The 24,780-nt window shown below is 51.8% G+C and carries 16 protein-coding genes; 8 read left to right on the top strand and 8 right to left on the bottom strand.

Annotation, left to right across the window (positions count from 1 at the left end):
* Nucleotides 1–103: 103 nt before the first annotated feature.
* The 7 genes from feoB to dusB form a co-directional block, all read right to left on the bottom strand.
* Entirely contained in the window at nucleotides 104–1,867 is a 1,764-nt protein-coding gene (gene feoB, locus NT239_07305) for a ferrous iron transport protein B (protein ID XGA72615.1), read from the bottom strand.
* The gene (locus tag NT239_07300) at nucleotides 1,864–2,133 is read right to left on the bottom strand and encodes a ferrous iron transport protein A (protein XGA72614.1); all 270 of its coding nucleotides are present in this window, start codon (nucleotides 2,131–2,133) and stop codon (nucleotides 1,864–1,866) included. Before NT239_07300 ends, feoB begins: the two co-directional genes overlap by 4 nt.
* Nucleotides 2,134–2,300: 167 nt before the next feature.
* Entirely contained in the window at nucleotides 2,301–3,575 is a 1,275-nt protein-coding gene (gene purD, locus NT239_07295) for a phosphoribosylamine--glycine ligase (GenBank protein XGA72613.1), read from the bottom strand.
* A 47-nt stretch (nucleotides 3,576–3,622) separates the two neighbouring features.
* Complete coding sequence (gene pagP, locus NT239_07290) at nucleotides 3,623–4,177, bottom strand: lipid IV(A) palmitoyltransferase PagP (protein XGA72612.1); 555 nt, start codon at nucleotides 4,175–4,177, stop codon at nucleotides 3,623–3,625.
* A gap of 399 nt (nucleotides 4,178–4,576) precedes the next feature.
* Entirely contained in the window at nucleotides 4,577–6,139 is a 1,563-nt protein-coding gene (gene purH / locus NT239_07285) for a bifunctional phosphoribosylaminoimidazolecarboxamide formyltransferase/IMP cyclohydrolase (protein ID XGA72611.1), read from the bottom strand.
* A 43-nt stretch (nucleotides 6,140–6,182) separates the two neighbouring features.
* The gene (locus NT239_07280; GenBank protein XGA72610.1) at nucleotides 6,183–6,422 is read right to left on the bottom strand and encodes a Fis family transcriptional regulator; all 240 of its coding nucleotides are present in this window, start codon (nucleotides 6,420–6,422) and stop codon (nucleotides 6,183–6,185) included.
* Nucleotides 6,423–6,585: 163 nt separating this feature from the next.
* Nucleotides 6,586–7,587 carry a tRNA dihydrouridine synthase DusB gene (gene dusB, locus NT239_07275; GenBank protein ID XGA72609.1) on the bottom strand — a complete coding sequence of 334 codons (1,002 nt, stop codon included), beginning with the start codon at nucleotides 7,585–7,587 and terminating at the stop codon, nucleotides 6,586–6,588.
* Nucleotides 7,588–7,830: 243 nt separating this feature from the next.
* On the opposite strand from dusB, the gene hemF reads away from it, so the two are divergent.
* The 3 genes from hemF (at nucleotide 7,831) to NT239_07260 (ending at nucleotide 15,122) form a co-directional block, all read left to right on the top strand.
* Nucleotides 7,831–8,739, top strand: a complete 909-nt coding sequence (gene hemF, locus NT239_07270; GenBank protein ID XGA72608.1) for an oxygen-dependent coproporphyrinogen oxidase — start codon at nucleotides 7,831–7,833, stop codon at nucleotides 8,737–8,739.
* A 279-nt stretch (nucleotides 8,740–9,018) separates the two neighbouring features.
* A complete protein-coding gene (gene gltB, locus NT239_07265) occupies nucleotides 9,019–13,659 on the top strand; it encodes a glutamate synthase large subunit (GenBank protein ID XGA72607.1) in 4,641 nt (1,546 codons plus the stop codon).
* The gene (locus tag NT239_07260) at nucleotides 13,659–15,122 is read left to right on the top strand and encodes a glutamate synthase subunit beta (GenBank protein XGA72606.1); all 1,464 of its coding nucleotides are present in this window, start codon (nucleotides 13,659–13,661) and stop codon (nucleotides 15,120–15,122) included. Before gltB (NT239_07265) ends, NT239_07260 begins: the two co-directional genes overlap by 1 nt.
* Before the next feature lie 56 nt (nucleotides 15,123–15,178).
* On the opposite strand, the gene NT239_07255 is transcribed toward NT239_07260, so the two are convergent.
* Nucleotides 15,179–15,592, bottom strand: coding sequence for a BLUF domain-containing protein (locus NT239_07255; GenBank protein ID XGA72605.1), 414 nt, complete (start codon nucleotides 15,590–15,592; stop codon nucleotides 15,179–15,181).
* 186 nt (nucleotides 15,593–15,778) lie between these two features.
* On the opposite strand from NT239_07255, the gene NT239_07250 reads away from it, so the two are divergent.
* The 5 genes from NT239_07250 (at nucleotide 15,779) to NT239_07230 (ending at nucleotide 24,769) form a co-directional block, all read left to right on the top strand.
* Nucleotides 15,779–16,099: a hypothetical protein gene (locus NT239_07250; GenBank protein XGA72604.1), complete on the top strand. Its 321-nt coding sequence runs from the start codon at nucleotides 15,779–15,781 to the stop codon at nucleotides 16,097–16,099.
* Between the two features lie 284 nt (nucleotides 16,100–16,383).
* Nucleotides 16,384–20,832, top strand: coding sequence for a glutamate synthase large subunit (gene gltB / locus NT239_07245; GenBank protein ID XGA72603.1), 4,449 nt, complete (start codon nucleotides 16,384–16,386; stop codon nucleotides 20,830–20,832).
* A 109-nt stretch (nucleotides 20,833–20,941) separates the two neighbouring features.
* Nucleotides 20,942–22,354 carry an FAD-dependent oxidoreductase gene (locus NT239_07240; protein ID XGA72602.1) on the top strand — a complete coding sequence of 471 codons (1,413 nt, stop codon included), beginning with the start codon at nucleotides 20,942–20,944 and terminating at the stop codon, nucleotides 22,352–22,354.
* Between the two features lie 133 nt (nucleotides 22,355–22,487).
* On the top strand, nucleotides 22,488–23,720 hold the full coding sequence (locus NT239_07235) for a diguanylate cyclase (GenBank protein ID XGA72601.1): 1,233 nt from the start codon (nucleotides 22,488–22,490) through the stop codon (nucleotides 23,718–23,720).
* Nucleotides 23,720–24,769 (top strand): tetratricopeptide repeat protein, encoded by a 1,050-nt coding sequence (locus NT239_07230; protein ID XGA72600.1) that lies wholly within the window; start codon nucleotides 23,720–23,722, stop codon nucleotides 24,767–24,769. The genes NT239_07235 and NT239_07230 overlap by 1 nt, the downstream gene beginning before the upstream one ends.
* Nucleotides 24,770–24,780: the final 11 nt, after the last annotated feature.

Genomic DNA, 24,780 nt, shown 5'->3' with positions numbered 1-24,780 from the left:
GCTTTGTGAGCGAGAAGATCAACCGATTGAGATGCATTGATATTAGCAGCAATCAATAGCAAAAAGCCCGTTAGCATTCACTAACGGGCCAGAGGAAAAAGCTTTAAAAGCCGAATAAGCGGGCGCTTTGGTAAAAGATAAACGATACCATCCATGCCAAGCCGAGTGACCAGGCCATTGAAAAGGCGGTGTAGAGATTGGATTTGGATTCTTTTTTGATCGCCGCAATCGCAGACACGCACGGAATATAAATGAGTGAGAACAGCATAAAGCTATACGCCGAGACTGGGTCAAGCGTATGCGCCAGTTGCGTAGCTAAGGCTTGGCCTTCGTGGCCGGTAATGACCGACAGCGCCCCCAGTACGACTTCTTTGGCGACAAAACCGAAAATCAGCGCAATCGATAGCGTTGATTCAATGCCAATCGGGCTGAGTACCGGTGCGAGGAGGTTAGAAATCAATTCGGCGTAGCTGTGTTGCTGAGTTGGATAATTGGTTAGCAACCAAACCAGCACGACGCCCAAGACGATCATTGTGGTGGCTAGCCGTAAAAAATCTCGCGCTTCGCCCCAGCCACGGCGCCAAATGTGGGAGAGCAGGGGAAGCCGATACGGTGGCAATTCGAGTGCAAATGGCTCGCTTGATTTGAACTTGGATTTGAACAGCAGCGCCGTCAACATTGCAATCAAAATACTCGCCAGATACAGCGATAAAACGACCCAAGGAGCTTGGGTTGGGCTAAACAGCGCACCGCTGAGGAATAAAAAGATCTGCAAACGCGCCGAGCACAGTGAAAACGGAATCGTTAACATCGTCAGCAAGCGAGCCTTGTGGTCGCGAATCACGCGCGTACCCATAATGGCTGGCACATTGCAGCCAAAACCCATCATCAGCATCACAAAACCACGCCCGTCCAACCCGAGGCGGCTCATCAGCCCGTCCATCATAAAGGCGGCGCGGGCAAAGTAGCCTGAATCTTCGATCACCGCCATTAGGCAGAAAAACAAAAAGATAATCGGCGCAAATGTCAGCACCGTTGTCACGCCATCAAACAGGCCGCTTACGATTAAGCCTTGCCAAAACTGCGGCAGATTGGCCGTAGCCGGCACAAGTAGCCCGTCTTTAAACCAAGTTAACCCCGCTTCAAGATAATCTTGCAGTGGCGTGCCCAAGGTATAGGTGAGCTGAAACAAGGCCAGCATCATTAACACAAATAGCGGAAATCCTAGCCAGGGGTGCAAGACAAAGCGATCGAGCTTATCGGTGGCGCTTTGGTTGAGAATGGGCGGCTGATGGACGCTGCGCTGAAAGAGTTGCTTTTCCGTTTGATGTAAAGTACTTGCACTAGGTATATTGCTGAAGTCTATTTGGTGCGATTCGTTGCTAAATATACCTGTGAGTAAGGCCTTGCATTCCGCCATTCCCTGACCATATTTTGCGCTAATGAGCTGCACAGGGGCATTGAGCGCTTCGCTCAAGGCGGCTACATCGACGGTAATGCCGGCACGTTTGGCCTCATCAACCATATTGAGTGCGATCAGTAAGGGTGCGCCTAAAGCTTTTAGCTGCAGGGCTAGCGCGAGTTGACGCTCCAGCTGGCAGGCATTTAGGATTAAGAGTACCGCATCGAGTTTGGCTTCACTTAAAAAGCGCTGTGCCACTTGTTCGTCTTCTGCGCCACCAGTGAGGTCGTAAATTCCGGGTAGGTCAAAGACCTGTACCATATTTGCGCCGAGCAAAATTCGGCTGGACGCAAGCTCCACCGTTAGGCCGGGCCAATTCGCCACCCGTGCTGTGCCACCTGTGAGACGATTAAATAGGGTCGATTTTCCAGTGTTGGGCATGCCAACCAAGGCGACGCGTTTCATGGGCGCACCTCTGCCATGGCGCATTGATCGAATGCCGGGTCTTGCAGTGGCGCCACTTCAATGCCGGTAGCAGCATCGCGTCTTAGCATCAATTCAGTATTGCCCACCCGCAATTGTAATGGGCCACCTAGCCAGCCGCGTCGTAGTACGGTTACCTCGCTATCTGGTCGTAAACCCAGCGCAGCAAGGCGTTGTGCCAAATCGGCTGGGACATTTAATGCGTGCACGACGGCTTTTTGCCCTAAGGTGATTTGCGCTAAATTCATAATAAACGAGACTGGTTTTCATTAAGGTGTAGAAATGATCCTCTTCGCTTAACTGAAAATCAATCCTATTTGTGCCGGATTTGATCTGGATTAACAATGTTTAATCTGGCAGAAACGTAGCACGAAAAAAAAGCGGCCGAAGCCGCTTTTTGCCGAGCGTTATCCGTTTATTTACGGCTAATGGCTCGCCAGGCAATATCGCTACGGAATTGTGCACCATCAAAATGGATGCCTTCTAAGATTTCATACGCGCGTTTTTGCGCCATTTTGTAGTTTTCGCCAAACGCGGTCACACAGAGCACGCGGCCGCCGCTGGTGACTGGCTGGCCCTCGCTATTGAGTGCAGTGCCGGCATGGAACACATGGCCGTCTTCCAGCTCGCCTGGCAGACCAGTAATCACGTCGCCCTTGCGTGGCGTTTCTGGGTAATTGGCTGCGGCCATCACTACGCCCAATGCGACGCGGCGATCCCATTCGCATTCGATTTGATCGAGCGTGCCATTCACGCCGTGTTCGATCAGCGTGACGAAGTCAGATTTTAGGCGCAGCATAATCGGCTGAGTTTCTGGGTCGCCAAAGCGGCAGTTAAATTCCAGCGTTTTGAGTGAACCGTCTTCCGATACCATCAAGCCTGCGTACAAGAAACCGGTGTAAGTGATGCCGTCTTTAGCCATGCCTTGCACGGTAGGAATAATCACTTCACGCAATGCTCTGGCATGTATCTCTGGCGTAACTACTGGTGCTGGGCTATATGCACCCATACCCCCTGTATTTGGGCCTTCGTCGCCATCAAGCAAACGTTTGTGGTCTTGGCTAGATGCCATCGCCAAAACGTTTTTACCATCGACCATCACGATAAAGCTCGCTTCTTCGCCGGTGAGGAATTCTTCAATCACCACGCGCGCGCCAGCGTCGCCCAGTTTGTTGTCCGACAGCATCGCGTCAACCGCGTCGTGTGCTTCGGTCAAGGTCATTGCCACAACCACACCTTTACCTGCCGCCAAACCATCAGCCTTAATCACAATCGGCGCGCCTTTGGCGTCGATGTAGGCGTGCGCTTTGGCCGCATCAGCGAAGGTTTCGTAATCAGCCGTTGGAATGCCATGGCGCTTCATAAACGCTTTGGCAAAGTCTTTCGATGATTCCAGTTGTGCGCCGGCTTGCGTTGGGCCGAAGATTTTTAGGCCTGCGGCACGAAATGCATCGACTACGCCTTGTGATAGTGGCGCTTCTGGGCCCACCACGGTGAGCATGACGTTTTCGGCTTTGGCAAATTCAACCAAAGCAGCAATGTCAGTAATGTTGACGTTGGTTAGATTGCGATCTAGCGCAGTACCTGCGTTGCCTGGTGCGACAAAAACTTTAGATGCACGTTCAGATTGGGCCAGTTTCCAAGCGAGGGCGTGTTCGCGGCCGCCAGAACCAATTACTAAAATATTCATAATTACTCCGAATGAGGCGGGCAGTGTATCGCCCGTCCAATTGCTAATTAGTAGTCAAATCGGGAGAACAAAAACAGCACATTGCCGTTGTTTTTGCCGCCGGGAATGTAGGTGGCATAAAAATTGGCTTTATCGTACTTCACGCCCAGCATTGGGAGCGCAAAGGGCATGGGTAGGTAGTTGTAATCGGCATTGCGAAAGAAAAATCCGCCCGTTACCCCCGCGCCAGCGCGCAATGGGCCAGCAATATCCCAATACCACATATAAGCGTAGCCAGCGTGAATTTGCGGCTCTTCGTGCGAATCGGCAAATGCAATCGTGTAAATCATTTCTTCATTACGATTACCGATTGGGCGGTGATAGCCCAAGCCGCCGCCATAGGCGAATTCATTGTAGTTATCAATTTTATCGGCATCGTATGCTGAACGATTGTGCCAAGCATAGCCCGTTAAATACAGGCCACCGGTGCCTTCGTTCCACGTGCCTTTAATATGTGAACAAGCAGCATCAAAACCCCACACCCAGCTGTCGCAATCAACAGCTTGGGCAGGCATGGAAAGGGCCGAACAAGTGGCAGCAAGAGCCAATAGTTTTTTAAACATAGTAATTCCATTAAAGGTATATCGATACGGGGCAATGCTGAATTACGCTGTATCGATATACATCTAGTCTGTATTGATGTGGCTTTTATTGAAAAGCAATTTTACTACATCGAGTACTTTAATCAGGTGACATAAAGTAAATCGAGTTTGGCTCTAAAGAGCTGGCCCGTCGAATCGGACCATGCTGTATTCATTCTTGCGAGAGCTGCTTGGGCAAGTAGCAAAGGGAAGACGTTTACTCACACGTATACGAGCCCCGAAGCGACTCGGCCTAAACCAGCCATAGTCGTCAATTAATTAGCGAGCGAATGCGTATGGGCAAGGAATCGGGTTGCGACGTGTACATCAAGTACACGAGCGATCCGATAACGATGCCCAAACGCATCGCAGCCGATAATTTTAGTGACGGAAGTGACGAATGCCCGTCATCACCATCGCAATACCATGTTCATCCGCAGCTGCAATCACTTCTTCATCACGCAAAGAACCACCTGGTTGAATAATCGCAGAAACGCCGTTTTCAGCAATCACATCCACACCGTCGCGGAACGGGAAGAAGGCATCCGACGCGGCAACCGAACCGCGCAATTCCAAACCAGCGCCGCGCGCTTTGATGGCGGCGATTTTGGTTGAATCAACACGGCTCATTTGGCCCGCGCCGATACCCAAGGTTTGGCCTTTACCGCAGAACACGATGGCGTTTGATTTAACAAACTTCGCCACGTTCCATGCGAACAGCAGGTCTTTCAATTGCTGATCGTTCGGCTGTAATTTGGTCACGACTTTCAGGTCGGCCAAAGTCAGCGCGTGTACGTCTGGTGTTTGCACCAACAAACCGCCGCCAACACGTTTCAGATCAAAACGGTTTTCGCCGCTTTCGATGGCTACTTCCAGTACACGCACGTTTTGTTTTTTCGCTACCAGCGCCAGAGCTTCTGGCGTGTAGCCTGGGGCGATCAATACTTCCAAGAATTGCGCAGAAACCGCTTCAATTGTGTCAACGTCAACGACCTTGTTGAAAGCGATAATGCCGCCGAATGCGCTGGTGGTGTCAGTCGCAAACGCCATGCGATACGCAGTGTAAGTGTCTTTTGCTACCGCTACGCCGCATGGGTTAGCGTGTTTAACAATGACACAGGCTGGCTCTTCAAACTGCTTCACACATTCCCACGCTGCGTCTGAGTCAGCGATATTGTTGTACGAGAGCTCTTTACCTTGGTATTGCTTGTAGTTCGCCAAGCTGCCGGCAGCAGGATCGAGGTCGCGGTAGAACGCAGCAGACTGGTGCGGGTTTTCACCGTAACGCATGTCTTGCACTTTTTCGAACTGCAAGTTCAGGCGGTTTGGATACGCTGCTTTTTCACCCTCAGCCGTCAAAGCGGTTAGGTAGTTTGAAATCGCGCCATCGTATGCCGCAGTGTGGCTGAAGGCTTTTTTCGCCAAGTTTTTGCGGGTGGCTAAAGTTAAGCCGCCATCGTTGGCTTTCATTTCAGCGATCAAATCGCTGTAGTCGGCTGCATCAGTCACGATCGCGACGTGCGCGTGGTTTTTCGCTGCTGAGCGCACCATTGCTGGGCCGCCGATGTCGATGTTTTCGATCGCGTCTTCGTAGCTGCAGTTTGGTTTAGCAATCGTCGCTTCGAATGGGTACAGATTTACGCATACCAAGTCGATATTGCCGATGCCGTGCTCTTTCATTGTGTCAACGTGGCTGTCCAAATCGCGACGACCCAAAATACCGCCGTGGATTTTTGGGTGCAGCGTTTTTACGCGGCCATCCAGCATTTCTGGAAAGCCTGTGTAATCGGCTACTTCAATCACAGGTACGCCATTGTCGGCGAACAATTTGGCGGTGCCGCCAGTTGACAAGATTACAACGCCTTGCGCAGCCAGGGCTTGGGCGAATTCAAGTACACCAGTTTTGTCAGATACGCTAATTAGCGCACGAGTGATTTTGCTCATCGTCTTTCCTAAAAAGATCACACGAAAAAGAACAATTTACCGTTTAGAGTAAATCGTAAGTTTGTAATTTTTTGCGCAGGGTATTGCGGTTAATGCCCAGCATTTCTGCGGCTTGGGTCTGATTACCCCCAACCCGTTCCAATACTTCAATTAGTAACGGCTTTTCCATGCGGCCCAATACCATGTCGTATAAGGCACTCGGTGGCTCACCGTCCAGATCGCTGAAATACTGGTTAAGCGATTCTTTGATCGCTACCGCGATGACATCGGTTGATGCAGTCATAAAACTCCCGATTGTTATTATTAGAGCTGCAAGATGACTGTGAATGCCCTGAGTTTCCTGATTTGCAGGACTCTCGGCCTTCACGCTACACCTTGCTGGCTCCTCATTACTGATGCGCTAGGCATCTATTGCTGCTATGGCGCTCAGCGCCTTTTTCGATCTGCTACATGGCTTCGCTGTACTGTAGGCGATCGCCAAATTGCAGCAAATCGTTAAAAAACTGGGTGGTAAACGCCGCTTGCGCAGCGGTACTTTCTTCGGCGTACATCGCTTGGCGAAACTCATTACTGCCATGCAGACCTTTGGTGTACCAGGCGATATGCTTGCGCGCGATGCGGCAGCCCGAATACTCGCCGTAAAACGTATACAAATCGCTCAGGTGCCCGAGCAGTACATCGCGAATCTCAATCACCTCAGGCGCAGGGAGTTCTTCTCCGGTGGCGAGGTAGTGCGCAATTTCGCGGAAAATCCACGGGCGGCCTTGTGCGGCGCGGCCGATCATAATCGCGTCGGCGCCGGTCTGCTGCAGTACGTGTGCGGCTTTTTTCGGGCTATCAATGTCGCCATTGGCGATCACTGGAATTGAAATCGTTTGTTTTACGGCGCGAATCAGCTCGTAGCGCGCGTTGCCGTTGTACATGTCTTCGCGTGTGCGGCCATGAATTGCGAGCGCGGCGATGCCGGCTTGCTCGGCGCGCTGGGCCACACGGATGATGTTTTCTGCGCCATTGGCAAAGCCAAGCCGGGTTTTGAGCGTAACGGGTACGTCCACTGCATCGACCACGGCATCCAAAATTTCACCCACCAGCTTTTCGTCTTGCAATAGCGCCGAGCCAGCGAGCTTATTGCAGACCTTTTTAACCGGGCAGCCCATATTGATGTCGATAATTTGCGCGCCATTGGCGACTTGATAGCGGGCTGCGTCAGCTAACGCAGAAGGATCAGAGCCGGCAATTTGCGCTGAAATCGGCGCGAGTTCACCGTCGAAATTGGCGCGATTGATTGATTTTTTAGCAGCGCGCAGCGACTGATCGCTGGTGATCATTTCAGATACGGCGTGGCCTGCGCCAAACTTTTTGCAAAGCTGGCGAAAAGGCTTATCCGTCACCCCCGCCATCGGCGCGACGATCAGATTATTTTTTAGCTGATACGGGCCAATACGCATGGCGGCTTAAAGTGGGGGAGATCGAGAGAGGCGCGGATTGTACCGCTTGATTAAAAAATAGGCAAACGCAAAAAAGCGCTAGATTTTTGTAGTGGCTGGGTATGGCGTGGTAGGCGAAATTAGGGCTGAATTGCTGGGCTATACCATGCGAATTAATTTTTGTAACAAGGGCGGCTTACCGTTGCAAATTTGGCGTAGCGAAAAGAGCGCGAGTATGATGCGCCCATTGGATGGGAGCCTTGCATGAATATCACCGCCGTAAAAGATTATCTACTGACTTTGCAACAAAATATTGTCGCTACTTTGGAAACCTTGGATGGGCAATGTTTTCGCAGCGATAGCTGGCAGCGCCCTGAAGGCGGAGGCGGGATTAGCCGTTTGATCGAAGGTGGCAATCTATTCGAACGTGGCGGGGTGAATTTCTCGCACGTGATGGGCGCGCAACTGCCGCCATCGGCCAGCGCACATCGCCCCGAGCTGGCAGGTCGCGCGTGGGAAGCGATGGGCGTGTCGCTGGTGCTGCATCCGCGTAATCCCTACATTCCAACCGTACATATGAACGTCCGCTTTTTTATCGCCAAGCCGCATGACGGTAGTGATGAAGCACCAGTATTTTGGTTCGGCGGCGGTATGGATCTGACTCCCTATTATGGGCATCATGAAGATGCCAAACATTTCCACCAAAGCTGCAAAGACGCGCTTGATCCATTTGGTGAAGCGTTGTATCCCAAATTCAAAGACTGGTGCGATAAATACTTTTTCCTGAAACACCGCAATGAAGCGCGCGGCGTCGGTGGAATTTTCTTTGATGATTTTTCTGAATTGGGTTTTGATGGCTCACTTGCGATGTTGCAATCGGTGGGCGATGCCTTCCTTAAAGCCTATGTGCCGATTGTTGAGCGCCGTAAAGATTGTGAGTACGGCGCGCGTGAGCGAGATTGGCAAGCGTATCGTCGTGGCCGCTATGTGGAATTTAATCTGGTCTGGGATCGCGGCACGCTGTTTGGCTTGCAATCGGGCGGGCGTACCGAATCGATCTTGATGTCGATGCCGCCAGTGGCCAATTGGCGTTACGACTACCATCCAGAGGCGGGGAGCCCAGAAGCGGCGCTCTATACTGATTTTCTGCCGCATCGCGATTGGCTGGCTTGATTTCCAGCGCTAGCGGCTGGCTTTGGCCGTCGCTAGCGTGAAGATTTTTGCGCAATGCAGCATGAGCGATGTTCGCACTGTAGGTGTAATTACAACGTTCCAATCCGCTGCTTGCCGCTGAACGCCAGTAAATCCGTCAGCTTCAGTCTGACTTGGATTAAATTTTCGTGAATTTCCCCAATTGACTTCCCAAGTTTCTGGCAAACTGCTTTTCTACTAACGATATTGTGCAGCTTGCACAGCCCATCGTAGGCACGATTGCAGAGAGGAAACGAGCGGATGTTAGAACAGCGACCAGACGCGCAGGGCATGTACGACCCGGCGAATGAACACGACGCCTGTGGCGTGGGTTTTGTGGCCCACATCAAAGGTCAAAAAAGCCATAGCATTATTGAGCAAGGTTTGCTCATTCTAAAAAATATTGACCATCGTGGCGCGGTCGGTGCTGACCCATTGGCGGGTGATGGTGCGGGTATCTTGATCCAAATTCCTGATACTCTGCTGCGCAGAGAAATGCAGGGGCAGGGTATTGTTCTGCCTCCGGTAGGCGACTATGGCGTGGCGATGTGTTTCTTGCCGCAAGAGCCTGCTGCGCGTGCAGCTTGTGAAGAAGAAATTGAGCGTGCGGTGCGCGCCGAGAAGCAAATCGTCTTGGGCTGGCGCGATGTGCCAGTGAATCACGAGATGCCGATGTCGCCGCTAGTGAAGGCGAGCGAACCAGTGATTCGCCAACTGTTTATCGGTCGTGGCAACGATGTGCTGGTGACCGATGCGCTAGAACGCAAGCTGTATATCATTCGCAAACGCGCTTCACACGCGATTCGCGCGCTCAAACTCAAACACGGCGGCGAGTATTACATTCCATCTTGCTCGGCACGCACGCTGAACTACAAAGGCTTGCTGCTCGCTGATCAAGTCGGCGAGTACTACCTCGATCTGCAAGACCCTGCCTGTATCTCGGCGCTGGCCTTGGTGCATCAGCGCTTCTCGACCAATACCTTCCCAACTTGGGATTTGGCGCACCCATTCCGCTATATCGCGCACAACGGCGAGATCAACACGCTGCGCGGTAATGTGAACTGGATTCGCGCGCGTGAAAAAGCGATTAGCTCGCCAGTGTTGGGTAAAGACATCGATAAAATCTGGCCGCTAATTTATCCAAACCAGTCTGACTCGGCCTCGTTTGATAATGCGCTCGAATTGTTGGTGATGGGCGGCTATTCACTCGCGCAAGCGATGATGATGATGATCCCCGAAGCGTGGGAAAAGAACGGCGAAATGGACGAAAAACGTCGCGCCTTCTACGAATACCACGCTGCGATGATGGAGCCATGGGATGGCCCCGCCGCAGTGGCGTTTACCGATGGTCGTCAAATCGGCGCGACGCTCGATCGTAACGGTCTGCGCCCAGCGCGCTACTTGGTGACCAACGACGATTTGGTCGTGATGGCGTCTGAATCGGGCGTATTGCCAATTGCGGACGAGCGCATCAATAAAAAATGGCGTTTGCAGCCAGGCAAAATGTTCCTAATCGACTTGGAGCAAGGCCGCATTATTGATGACAAAGAGCTGAAAGACAGCCTGTCCAATGCTAAACCGTATCGCGAATGGATCGAAAAAATCCGCGTCAAATTGGACGACATCGAATCCGAAGACGCTGTAGCGCAATTGCCAAGCGGTAATTTACTCGATTTGCAGCAAGCGTTTGGCTACACGCAAGAAGACATTAAATTCATCCTCGAGCCTATGGCCAAGAGTGGTGAAGAGCCAACTGGCTCGATGGGCAATGACGCCGCGTTGACCGTACTGTCGCGCAAAGACAAGCCGCTATACAACTACTTCAAGCAGTTGTTTGCGCAGGTGACCAACCCACCTATCGACCCGATCCGTGAAGATATGGTGATGTCGCTGGTGTCTTTCATCGGCCCGAAACCCAATCTGCTCGGCACGACCGACATCAACCCGCCGATTCGCTTGGAAGTGGCGCAGCCGATTTTGAGCAGCAAGCAATTCGAAAAAATCCGCCATATCGGCCAATACACCAGCGGCAAGTTCTACTCGCACGAGCTGGATATTTGCTACCCAGCGGCTTGGGGCAAGAATGGCGTTGAAGCGCGTTTGGCGTCCTTGGTGGCCGAAGCGGAAGACGCGGTGAAATCAGGTGCAAACATCCTGATCGTGTCGGATCGCAAAATGGATGCTGAGCATGTAGCGATTCCTGCGCTGCTGGCAACCTCAGCCGTGCACCAGCATTTGGTGAAACGCGGCCTGCGTACTAGCACTGGTTTGGTGGTCGAAACCGGTTCGGCGCGTGAGACGCACCACTTTGCCTTGCTCGGTGGTTATGGCGCCGAAGCAGTGTATCCATACCTAACTCTCGCGACACTCGCAGATTTGGCCGAGGGTGACGCAGAGCTGGCGAGCAAATACCAGAAAAACTTCATCAAAGGCGTTGGCAAAGGTTTACTGAAAGTAATGTCGAAGATGGGTATTTCGACCTATATGTCGTACACCGGCGCGCAGATTTTTGAGGCGATTGGCCTGCAAAAATCATTTGTGAAGAAATACTTCACTGGCACGGCTAGCAATGTTGAAGGTATTGGCTTGTTTGAAGTCGCTGAAGAAGCGGTGCGCTTGCATACCGCCGCATTTGGCGCAGACCCAGTGCTGGCGAATATGCTCGACGCCGGCGGCGAATATGCCTTCCGTATTCGTGGCGAAGACCATTTGTGGACGCCAGATTCAATCGCCAAATTGCAGCACGCAACGCGCAGCAATTCGTACTCAACGTACAAAGAATACGCGGCGCTGATTAACGATCAAAGCAAACGCCACTTAACGCTGCGAGGCCTGTTCGAGATTAAATCAGCTGGTGCGCCAGTACCTTTGGAAGAAGTGGAATCTGCCGCCGAAATCGTCAAACGCTTTGCGACTGGCGCGATGTCGCTCGGTTCGATCTCGACCGAAGCGCACTCAACGCTAGCAATTGCGATGAACCGTATTGGCGGTAAATCCAATACCGGTGAAGGCGGTGAAGATGCAACGCGCTTTAAGCCGCTGCAGGCAGGCCAAACGCTATCCGAAGTGATCGGTAAAAACCGCATTGAACGCGACTATACGTTTAAAGAAGGCGATAGCCTGCGCTCGGCGATCAAGCAGGTGGCGTCGGGCCGTTTTGGCGTTACGACTGAATACCTTGTGAATGCCGATCAAATCCAGATCAAGATGGCGCAAGGCGCGAAACCGGGCGAGGGTGGTCAGCTGCCTGGCCATAAGGTTTCGGAATACATCGGTAAATTGCGTCACTCAGTGCCAGGTGTCGGCCTGATTTCGCCGCCGCCGCACCATGATATTTACTCGATCGAAGATTTGGCACAGCTGATTCACGATCTGAAAAATGTCAATCCAGTTGCCTCAATTTCCGTCAAGCTAGTTGCCGAAGTCGGTGTTGGCACGGTAGCGGCCGGTGTATCGAAGGCCAAAGCCGATCACTTAGTAATTGCGGGCCATGATGGTGGTACCGGCGCTTCACCACAATCGTCGATTAAACACGCCGGCGGACCGTGGGAGTTGGGCTTGGCTGAAACGCAGCAAACGCTGGTGCTGAATAAACTGCGTGGCCGGATTCGTGTGCAGGTCGATGGCCAAATGAAAACCGGTCGCGACGTGGTGATCGGCGCACTGCTCGGCGCTGACGAGTTCGGTTTTGCGACAGCGCCGCTGGTCGTTGAGGGTTGCATTATGATGCGCAAGTGTCACCTCAATACCTGCCCGGTCGGTGTCGCAACGCAAGACCCCGTATTGCGTCAGCGCTTCTCAGGTCAGCCTGAGCATGTGGTGAATTACTTCTTCTTCGTTGCCGAAGAGGCGCGCCAAATTATGGCGCAAATGGGTATTCGCAAGTTTGACGATTTGATCGGCCGTTCTGATTTGCTCGATAAGCAAGCTGGTGTTGAGCATTGGAAAGCCAAGGGGCTCGATTTCAGCAAGATCTTCTATCAACCGAAGATGCCAGCCGAGGTCGCTCGTCTGCATGCGGAAACGCAAGATCACGGTTTAGTCAAAGCACTTGACCAAGAATTGATTGCGAAAGCGAAACCTGCGCTTGAGCGTGGTGAAGTGACGCAAATCAGCTTAGCCGTCAAAAACATCAACCGTACCGTTGGTGCGATGCTCTCCGGTGAAGTGGCTCGCCGTTACGGCCATACCGGTTTACCGGAAGATACGCTACGTATTGCCCTGCAAGGCACGGCTGGTCAGAGTTTCGGGGCATTCCTTGCCCGGGGTATCACGATCACGCTGACTGGCGAAGGCAACGATTACGTGGGTAAAGGCCTGTCGGGTGGTCGTATTGTGATTCGCCCAGACGCCAGCTTTGTTGGTAAAACGTGGGAAAACATCATCGTCGGCAATACTGTGCTGTTCGGTGCGATTGCGGGTGAGGCGTTCTTTGCTGGTGTCGGCGGCGAGCGTTTCGCGGTGCGCAATTCTGGCGCCACGGCCGTCGTTGAAGGCCTAGGCGATCACGGTTGTGAATACATGACCGGCGGCACGGTGGTGGTGTTGGGCAATACTGGCCGCAACTTTGCGGCGGGGATGTCGGGTGGTATCGCCTACGTTTACGATCCGGAAGGTGTGTTTGCAGGTCGTTGCAATATGGCGCAAGTGGCACTCGAAAGTGTGTTGCTAGCTGAGGCCCAAGAGCAACCTTTCCACAATGGCATAGCCGACGAAGTTCAGCTCAAAGCCTTGATCGAAAAACACGCCGCCTTAACAGGTAGCGTGCGTGCCGCTGAGATTTTGGCGAATTGGGCTGAGAGCCGCACCGCATTCGTTAAAGTATTCCCGAACGAATATCGCCGCGCACTGAAAGAAATGGCTGCAGCCAAAGTACAAACTGCCCAGAAGGAGATCGCATAATGGGTAAGCCAACAGGTTTTCTGGAAATCGAACGCGTAAAAGACAGCTACGAGCCCGTTGCGCAGCGCCTAAAGCACTACCGCGAATTTGTTCCGGCCCTCGATGACGCATCGGCCAAGTTGCAAGGCGCGCGTTGTATGGATTGCGGGATCCCGTTCTGTAATAACGGCTGTCCAGTCAATAATGTGATCCCCGATTTTAACGATCTGGTGTATCAACAAGACTGGCAAAATGCGCTGAATGTGCTGCTATCGACGAATAACTTCCCCGAATTTACCGGTCGTGTGTGTCCAGCTCCGTGTGAAGCGGCCTGTACCTTGGGTATTAATGCTGATCCGGTCGGTATTAAGTCGATCGAGCGCGCAATTATCGACAAAGGCTGGGAAAACGGCTGGATTACGCCGCAGCCAGCCAAAGTAAAAACGGGCAAGAAGGTTGCCATTGTTGGCTCTGGCCCGGCTGGCTTGGCCGCAGCGCAGCAGCTTGCACGCGTGGGGCATTCGGTGACCGTCTTCGAGAAAAACGACGCGGTCGGTGGCTTGCTACGCTATGGTATTCCGGATTTCAAACTGGAAGCCGAAGTGATTGATCGCCGTATCGAGCAAATGCAGTTCGAAGGTATTGCCTTCAAGACTAATACGGTAGTTGGCTCTAACGATATACCTAAGGGTATTGTTAATGATGCTAAAACGGTCGTTACTCCTGCTGAGTTGGAAGCTGAATTTGATGCGGTGATTTTGGCCGGTGGTGCCGAAGTGCCGCGTGATTTGCCGGTGCCGGGTCGTGAACTCAAAGGCGTGCATTTCGCGCTGGAATTGCTGATCGCGCAAAACAAGCAAAACGTCGGTGGCGCGGCGAACCCGATCAATGCGAAGGACAAGCATGTTGTCGTAATCGGTGGTGGTGATACCGGGAGCGATTGCGTGGGTACGAGCAACCGCCACGGCGCAGCCAGCGTAACTCAGCTTGAACTGATGCCTATGCCGCCCGAGCAAGAAAACAAATCCATCGTGTGGCCATACTGGCCGGTGAAACTGCGTACCTCAAGCAGCCATGAAGAAGGCGTTGAACGCGATTTTGCCGTGCAAACGCAAGAGTTCGTTGGCGAGAATGGCGTACTGAAAGCGGTGAAATTGGTTCGTTTGGAATGGAAAGACGGCAAGCCGACGCCAATCGCTGGTAGCGAGTTTGAACTGAAAGCTGATTTGGTGTTCCTAGCGATGGGTTTCACTAATCCAGTGACGAGTTTGCTCGATAGCTTCGGTGTGGAAAAAGACGCACGTGGCAATGCCAAGGCGACAACGGACGGTGCGGGTTGCTATCAAACCAGCGTCGCGAAAGTATTCGCTGCGGGTGACGTGCGTCGTGGTCAATCGCTGGTGGTGTGGGCGATTCGTGAAGGCCGTCAGGCTGCGCGTGAGGTTGATGCCTATTTAATGGGGAGCAGTAATTTGCCCCGCTAATTGGTGCGGCGCAGAAAAAAGCGGGCAGAATGCCCGCTTTTTTATTACCAGATGGCTTATGACATGGCGTTTTTCAAGGCGAGCAATAGCTGGTAGCAACTTGCGCCGCTCATGGTGTAGGGGTCAAGTGCGTTGCCACTTGAGTAGCTTGCGATGATGGGAGCGAGTCTGCTTGAGTCGGGTACATATCCCATTGACCATGCCGAAAAATCGCGATGTTCAATTTCTTGATATTGCAACTGAATTATATTGCAGTGCCGTTCATCGTTAAGGATGTTTTTGTAGGTTTTGTTGACCGATGAGCGAGAACCTTCAATGCACTGTAAAAAGAATTTTGGGTTGAAAAACAAAGCGCCAGTGATATTAAATTGTGCATTGTTTTTTCTGGCGCTATGCAAAATATGCTCAATATCTTCGGGCTTAAAGTGTTCAGAGATTTGGCTGACATAAATTAAACGCATTAAATACATTTTGATCGTCCCCTAACGCTAGATGGTATGGTTGCCGTAGGTGAATTACAGCATAGTTGAATTCACACTAAGTTCAGCCGAATTCTTTCAGGTGTATCGTGGATGATCGAGCTGCTGGATTTTTGAGGCTATTTTTGTCGGGTTGAATCAAGTAACATGCTTAATCAACGCTATTGAGTAAAGATAATGACAGAGCAAACAGAGCAAGAAATCCCTGCAAATTGGCATGTGATTCTGCGCCCGAATCACGATCGCAAAGTGGCGGCCAAAAGTAAGCTGTACCGCTTGCGTAATAATCAGCCCGAGCGTTTGGCGCAGTTGGAAGAAATCGTTGGCGATTCAAAATTCAAATACAACCGCTTCAAGCGCGTGATCGATTCGCCTGAGAAATTTTTGGTCGATCGCCTACGCCAAGCCTGTGTGGATGTGATCGGGCACGATCGAGATTTGGTGCATTACCTGATCGCGATTGCGATTGAGCGCAGCGAAGCGACTAAGCGTCGCTAAAACTAGACCCCCGCAAGGGGGCTTTGTTTTTTTGATGTGTTTGTTTTAACTCTAATTGCCTAGCGTTGATCGGTCGTAGATGCTTGGCTTAACCTGGGCTGTCGCTATTTATTACTTTGTGTGTAAAAGTAAATCTCAAAGCCGTTCAGGGTTTTTCCCGATTGTCCAGTTTGACTTCTCTTGGGTTGCGTTTAGCACTCTTAAAAGCTAGAATCAAGCCCTTTCGCTTGACTAGGGTCAATCCCTAGTGGGTTTGTTTTTTGGCTTTTAAGGGTTCCGTTGTGATGGATAGACAAAGCTGGTTAGAAGGCACGTTGTACCGCCCGCAGTTCGAGCAAGATAGCTGCGGCTTCGGTTTGATCGCGCAGATGGATGATAAACCGTCGCATTGGCTGGTATCGACTGCGATTAATTCTCTGGCCTGTTTGACACACCGCGGTGCGGTTGCTGCTGATGGCAAGTCAGGTGATGGCTGTGGTCTTTTGTTCCGCAAGCCGACAGGTTTTTTGCAAGCCGTAGCTCAAGACAATGGCTATACCCTGGCTGAGCAATTTACTGCAGGCCTTGTATTTGCTGCTCTGGATAAAGATACCTGTGCACAATCAATTTCGAACTTGGTGTCTGCGGTTGAAAGTCAAGGCCTGACTGTAGCAGGTGTACGTGACGTTCCTGTGAACCTAGATGCGCTCGGCGAAGCCGCGATGGCCTCATTGCCATCGATCAAGCAAATTTTCGTGAATGCCCCAGCGGGTCTGGATGAGCTGGAATTTGCGCGCAAACTCTATCAAGCGCGTCGCTTGGCCGAAAAAGCCAACGCGGGCGACAAAGATTTCTACATCCCGACGCTGAACCCGTACGTGATGTCATACAAAGGCTTGGTGACGCCTGAAAACCTGCCTGTGTTCTACCTCGACTTGAAAGACGAGCGTTTCGCTTCAAGCTTGGCGGTATACCACCAACGTTTCTCGACCAATACTTGGCCACAATGGAAATTGGCTCAGCCATTCCGTTTCCTCGCACACAACGGCGAGATCAACACGCTGACGGGTAACCGCGCGTGGGCTAAAGCGCGTGAAGCGATCATGGATAGCGATAAGCTGGACATGGACGCGATCCGCCCTATCGTACAAACTAATGGTTCAGACTCGATGAGTTTGGACAATATGCTCGAAAGCCTCGTGCTCGGCGGTGTGGATGTATTCCGCGCCTTCCGTTTGCTGGTGCCTCCAGCTTGGCAAAACGTAGACTCGAATGATCGTGATCTGCGCGCGTTCTACGAATACAACTCGCTGCATATGGAGCCATGGGATGGTCCAGCTGGTATCGTTTGGGCCGCTGGCGACTACGCTGGTTGTGCGCTTGACCGTAACGGCTTGCGCCCAGCGCGCTATGTAATCACCAAAGATCGCCACATCACGATTGCATCGGAAATTGGCGTTTGGGGTTACAAACCTGAAGACGTAGTGAAAAAAGGCCGCGTAAAACCGGGCCAAATCGTTGCTGTTAACCTGAAAACAGGCGAGTTTATCGATACCGAAACCATCGACAATAAACTCAAATCTGCTCAGCCATACCGCACATGGCTCAAAGAGCACGCCAACCATTTGGAAATGGCTGAAGACAACAAACCATTGGAAGAAATGGATAAGGCAACTTTGTTGACCTACCAAAAACAATTCCAATTGACGTTTGAAGAGCGCGACCAAATTCTGCGCGTCTTGGCGGCAGATGGCCAAGAAGCGATTGGCTCGATGGGTGACGACACGCCAATGGCGGTATTGTCAGAAAAAGTACGTTCTCCATTCGATTACCTGCGTCAGCAATTCGCGCAAGTAACCAACCCACCGATCGACCCGATCCGTGAAGCGATTGTGATGTCGCTGAACACTTGCTTTGGCCCAGAGCGCAATCTGTTTGAAGACGGCCCAAGCCATGCAAAACGCTTGGAAGTGACGTCGCCAGTCTTGTCGACTGATAAATTCGACGCCATCGTTGGCCAGAACGACCCAGACTTCAAAGCTGCGCGTTTTGAAATCTGTTTTGATGCAGCCAGCTTGACGCTGAAAGCGGCGATTGAAAAATTGACTGCTGATGTGCTCGCTAGCGTGAAAAACGACGGCACCGTGATTGTAGTGTTGTCAGACAAAAACATCGCTAAAGGCCGCTTGCCGATTCCTGCGCTGTTTGCAGTGGGCGCGGTTCACCACGGCTTGATCAACGCCGGTTTGCGTTGCAAAACCAATATCATTGTTGAAACCGCGACGACACGCGATCCGCACCACTTCGCTTGTTTGATCGGTTACGGTGCGACAGCTGTTGTTCCATATTTGGCTTACCAGACGATCAAAGAATTGATCGAAATGGGCCAGATCGAATACTCGCTGGAAAAAGCGGCGAATAACTTCCGCAAAGGTATCAACAAAGGTCTGATGAAGATCTTGTCGAAGATGGGTATTTCGACCATCGCTTCATACCGCGGCTCGCAATTGTTTGAAGGCGTAGGCATCGGTGAAGAAGTAATCGATCTGTGCTTAACTGGCACGGTATCGCGTATTTCTGGTGCGAACTTCGGCGATTTCCAAGACGACCAAGCTAAATTGAACAAGCTGGCCTTCAACCCAATGCGTCCATTGGCGCAAGGTGGTTTGCTCAAGTATGTGTTCGGCGAGGAATACCACGCGTACAACCCAGACGTGGTGATGGCGCTGCAAAAGGCAGTCCAAAACGGCGACTACAAAGCGTACAAACAATACGCTGATCTGGTGAACAAACGCCCAGTGGCGATGTTGCGCGACCTGATGGCGCTGCAAATCGACCCTGCCAAATCAATTTCGCTTGATGAAGTTGAGCCGCTTGAAAGCATCGTGAAGCGCTTTGACTCGGCGGGTATGTCTTTGGGTGCCTTGAGCCCTGAAGCGCACGAAGCCTTGGCTGAAGGTATGCACCGTTTGGGCGCGCGCTCTAACTCGGGTGAAGGTGGTGAGGACGAAGCTCGCTACGGCACACCGAAAATGTCAAAAATCAAGCAGGTTGCGTCAGGTCGTTTCGGTGTTACACCGCACTACCTCGTCAATGCTGAAGTACTGCAGATTAAAGTGGCGCAAGGTGCAAAACCGGGTGAAGGTGGCCAGTTGCCAGGCGACAAAGTATCGCCATTGATCGCGAAACTGCGTCACAGCAAACCAGGCATCAGCCTGATTTCTCCGCCGCCGCACCACGATATTTACTCGATCGAAGACTTGGCTCAGCTGATTTTCGACTTGAAACAAGTAAATCCTGAAGCGCTGGTATCGGTGAAACTGGTTGCCGAGCCTGGCGTGGGTACGATTGCGGCTGGTGTAGCGAAAGCCTACGCTGACTTGATCACGATTTCGGGTTATGACGGCGGTACTGCTGCGTCGCCTCTGGCCTCTGTGAAATACGCAGGTTCGCCGTTCGAGTTGGGCTTGACCGAAGCGCAGCAAGTATTGCGTGCTAATGGTCTGCGTGGCCGCGTACGCGTTCAGGCTGATGGTGGCCTGAAAACCGGTATGGACGTGGTGAAAGCGGCGATCATGGGTGCTGAGAGCTTCGGCTTCGGTACTGGCCCGATGGTGGCGCTGGGTTGTAAATTCTTGCGGATTTGCCACTTGAACAACTGCGCGACCGGCGTTGCAACGCAAGAAATCAAACTGCGTAGCAAGTACTTCATCGGTTTGCCAGAAATGGTCGTGAATTACTTTACCTTTATCGCGCAAGAAACTCGCGAATTGATGGCTGCCTTGGGTATCCGCAAATTCGAAGACTTGGTTGGCCGCACTGAATTGCTCGGCTTGATCGAAGGCGCGACTGAGAAACAGAAAAAATTGGCGATGAGCGCCTTGCTGAGCCAAGGTACAACGCCAGATTCAGTGCCACGCTTCTGCGTTGAAGCGAGCAACCCGTCGTTCGATAAAGGCGAGTTGGCTGAAGAAATGGTGCGTGATGCATTGGCAGGTATCAAAGCCGGTACTAAGCAGAGCTTTGAATACGATGTACGCAATATTCACCGCTCGATCGGTGCGCGTTTGTCAGGCGAGATCGCTAAAGCGCACGGCGCGGCGGGTTTGGCTGATGGTTCATTGCACATCAAACTGAATGGCTCTGCTGGTCAATCGCTGGGTGTGTGGAATGCCAAAGGTCTGACGATCGAATTGGCGGGTGATGCTAACGACTACGTTGGTAAAGGTATGAACGGCGGTAAAGTCGTGATCTACCCACCAAAAGGCAGCGAGTTTGCGTCGCACGAAGCAACCATCGTTGGTAACACGTGTCTGTACGGCGCGACCGGCGGTGAGTTGTACGCCGCAGGTATGGCCGGCGAGCGTTTCGCGGTGCGTAACTCAGGCGCGACAGCGATTGTTGAAGGCGTGGGCGACCATGGTTGTGAATACATGACTGGCGGCTGCGTAGTGGTACTGGGTGAAACCGGCTACAACTTCGGCGCGGGTATGACTGGCGGTTTTGCGCTGGTTTACGATCCAACGCAGAAATTCGCTTACCGCTACAACAACGAATTGATCGACACGAATCTGATCAATGGCGAAGCTTATGGCGCGATTCGTGCGTTCTTGAAAGACAAGATCAAAGCGCACGCTGATCTGACAGGTTCTAGCAAAGCGGCTGAGCTGCTGGCGAACTTCGACGAAGCCGTGGATTACTTCTGGTTGGTGAAACCAAAAGTCGCCAAGCTCGATGCCTTGTTGAAAGACTAAGAGTATGAGGTAGCGCCGGCAGAGCTGGCGCTACAGAATAAGTTTTGATTTAGAAGTGCAGGGTATGTGCCCGTAAGTCACTATCTGATTCGCATTGAGGTTTATACCCATGTCAGACGTGTTTCAGTTTCTGAATGTAGCGCGCAACCCTGGCGACAAAGTTGCGGTTGAAAAGCGTAAATTCATTTTTAAAGAAATCTACAGCCCATTGGATAAAGTAACGTCTGGCGAGCAAGCTGGCCGTTGCCTGTCCTGTGGTAATCCATATTGCTCATGGGAATGTCCGGTGCACAACCACATTCCACACTGGTTGCAATTGGTTGACGAAGGCAAATTGTTTGAAGCGGCTGAATTAAGCCACAAAACCAACTCTTTGCCAGAAATTACCGGCCGCGTTTGCCCGCAAGATCGCTTGTGCGAAGGCGCGTGTACGCTGAACCAAGGCGGTTTTGGCGCGGTTTCAATTGGCTCGGTTGAAAAATACATCACCGACGAAGCGTTCAAAGCGGGCTGGCGCCCAGATATGTCGAGCGTGATCAAAACCGACAAGAAAGTGGCCGTGATCGGCGCTGGTCCTGCGGGTTTGGCATGTGCTGACATCTTGGTGCGCAATGGCGTACAACCTGTAGTGTTTGATCGCTACGAAGAAATTGGCGGCTTGCTGACCTTTGGTATTCCTGAGTTCAAACTCGAAAAAGACGTGATCGCGACTCGCCGCCAGATTATGGAAGGCATGGGCGTTGAATTCCGTCTGAATACCGAAATCGGTAAAGACGTATCAATCGACGAATTGCTCGCGAACTACGATGCTGTGTTTATGGGCATGGGCGCGTACAAGTACATGAAGGGCGATATTGAAGGTGAGAGCCTGCCAGGCGTGCTCGAAGCCTTGCCGTTCCTGATCAATAACGTGCGCAATACGCTCGGTACTTTGGGCGATACACCATTCCAAAGCATGAAGGGCAAACGCGTGGTTGTGCTTGGCGGTGGCGATACGGCGATGGATTGTAACCGCACCTCGATTCGCCAAGGCGCTGAAAGCGTGATTTGTGCTTACCGTCGTGACGAAGAAAACATGCCAGGCTCAAAACGCGAAGTTGCGAACGCCAAAGAAGAAGGCGTTGAATTCGCGTGGAACAGCCAGCCAGTGAAAATCGAGCAAAATGCCGATGGCAGCTTGGCGCTGACCTTGGTATCAACGCAATTGGGCGCACCGGACGAAAAAGGCCGTCGTCGTCCAGAATTGGTGCCAGGTTCTGAACGTGTCATCAACTGCGATCACGTGATCGTGGCGTTTGGTTTCTCGGTTGAACCAGAAGCTTGGTTTGACGCGCAAGGCGTGAAAACCGACGACTGGGGTCGTACAATTGCGGCTGAGAAGCAAGAATTCAAACACCAAACGACAAACCCGAAAATTTTCGCCGGTGGTGACCAAGTTCGTGGCGCAGATCTCGTTGTACGTGCGATTTATGAAGGTCGCAACGCGGCAGAGGGTATACTTGCCTACTTGGGCGAGTGGTAATCGAAGCCAAATTGAAAAAGCTCCGCGTGCGGGGCTTTTTTTATATGTGAGTAAGAAAGGTGTAGTGGTGATAGCAGAGCAAAGTATACGTAGCGGCAGGCTTTGGTCGCGAAAAGGGCGCTATAGCCTCGCGATGAAAGAGTGGCTAAGTGGTTTAGAGCGCAGTGAAACCGTTGCGGATGAGATTGCCTATTGGATCGCGATCGGTGCGCAATTTCGACAGGCCAACCATGCCCAGCGAGCCCTGTCTTTGCATCAGCACGCCTATGCTTTGGTCGGGGATGACGGCTATTTACGTAGCTTGCTTGAAATGAATTTATGCCTTGATTTGCTGGCATTAGAGCAAGCAGCGCTAGCGAGCAGTGCACTGAGCAGGGCGCTTCAATTTGATAAGCTTCAGCAATGCCCGATTTTGCAAGAGTTGCTGAGCCAGATTTATATTGCACTCAGCCAGTTTGATGCGGCTGCTGCCGCGCTTGAATTGGCGATTGCAACGTATGGCGATGACGTTTTAGCTATTGCTGAGTGCAGTCTGGCGCTGTTAATGGTGTATAGCAAAATTAATGGTCTGCACCCAGAGCGTTTGAGTCGTGCGTGTGAGGTGGCCAATCGGCATTTGCCTTTGCTCGATGATCAGGCACGACAAATGACCATTGAGCTGGCGCGTGCGTGCCAAAGTTTAGGGCGCGTGGCGGATGCTGCGGCGTACTTTAAACAGGCATTGAGCATGCCAAATGCCACGGCGAGTAAAAAAGCGAAACCACGCCGTTTGGCGCTAATCGAATACAAATTGCAGCAAATTACCAGCGATATCGAAATTGAAATGCTGCGCGAAAAAAATGCTGCACAACATCAGCATGTGCAGCAGCTCGAAAGCGCTGGCTTTAGAGATGAAATCACGGGTTTATATAATGCGCGCTATCTCGTGATGCGCTGGCCCGATTTAATTGAGCAATTTGAAGCGGGTAATGACCTGTGCATGCTCAGTATTGGCATTAATTTATTTGCCAGCATTAGCGAGGTGCTGGGCAAAGATTTGGCTCTAACGACGTATATTCAAATTGGCCAAATTTTGCAGGCCCATTTGCCCGAACAGGCGATTTTAATGACTTCGGGAACTGGTGCTTTTGAGTTGTTACTGATTAATCAGCCCAAAGCCGAAATCGACGCGATGATTGCGGTAATTCGAGAACAAATCGCCGCGCTGGAGCTGGCCTACTTGCCTGAGCCACTTTCTATTTGTGCTGGTGGTGCATTTTACGAGCAAGATGAAACGCGGGATATTTTCCAACTACGTGCCAATTTGGCGCTGTTCTTGGCGCAAAGAAATGAAAGCCAGCAAATTTGCTGGGACGGTGAAGTGTAATGTCGGACAGAAAACAATTGCTGCATGAGCTTGAGGCGATTGCGCGGCGCTCAGCTTGTGGTTCGCCACCAAGCCCCGCTGCGGCTTTGGATTTACTCAAATCTGCCCAAGGCGATGTTCAACTGACCGCCTTAGCGAGTGTGATTTTAGGTCATGCTTGGCAGCATTTGAGCGAACATCATAAAGCGCAAATGGCATTTAGTACGGCCATCGAAGGCTTTAAACAGGCGCAGCGACCCAAGGATGAAACAGAGGCAATCATCCTGCTGGGTATGTCGTATTTACAAAGTGGCGAGCCTTTGCGCGCGCTTGATAGCTGGTCTACGGCGCTGTTGTTGGCGCGCAAAATTAATGATCGTGAGCAGTGTACTCGGGTCTATTTAGGGGTAAGTCAGGTTTATATCGGCTTTGGCGACTTTCATTCCGCGCTTAGTTTTAATGAGTTGGCTTTAGAAATGGCTCGCCGCTTAAAGCATGCTGAACGCAAGTGCGAAGCGTTATTGAATGTGGCGAGCGATGCTTTTCGCTTAGGGCGTTATAGCTATACCTTGCAGTGTGTGGCGGAGGCAGAAAAAATCCTCGCTACATCTGTTAGTAATAAGATTTGGTCGGCTGAAGTGGTGTATTTCCGCGGCCGCGTACATGCTGAGCAAGGGCATTGCTTGCAGGCCAAGCTGGAATTAGAAACTGCATTCCAATTGAGCGAGCAGAACGAGAATTTATGGGGCAAAGCCCATGCCTTGATTGCCTTGGGCGAAGTGCTGCTCAAACTCAACGATGCAAGCGCTGGGGAAGTGCTGGAGCGCGCACATGCCATGGCCGTAGAGGCGAAATTAAATCCGTTGGTGCAGCGGGGAAGTCTGGCGCTGATTGCTTGGTATGAGGAGCAGGGAGATTTAGAGGCTACACTGCCGCATTACAATTGGATCTTGCAAGGTGAGCATCGCGCCACCGTGAGCATCTCGCCAACGCATATGAACCGAATTCAGCATTTAATGGCGCGTAGCCGAGTGCGCGTCTTGGATCAGATGCTGCAAACGTCAAGCTAGCTGAGCGTATT

This window comes from Chitinibacter sp. SCUT-21 (assembly GCA_041874755.1).
Lineage (GTDB): Bacteria > Pseudomonadota > Gammaproteobacteria > Burkholderiales > Chitinibacteraceae > Chitinibacter.
The sequence above is the reverse complement of the archived record's forward strand: the minus strand, read 5'-3'. Positions and strand labels throughout refer to the sequence as shown.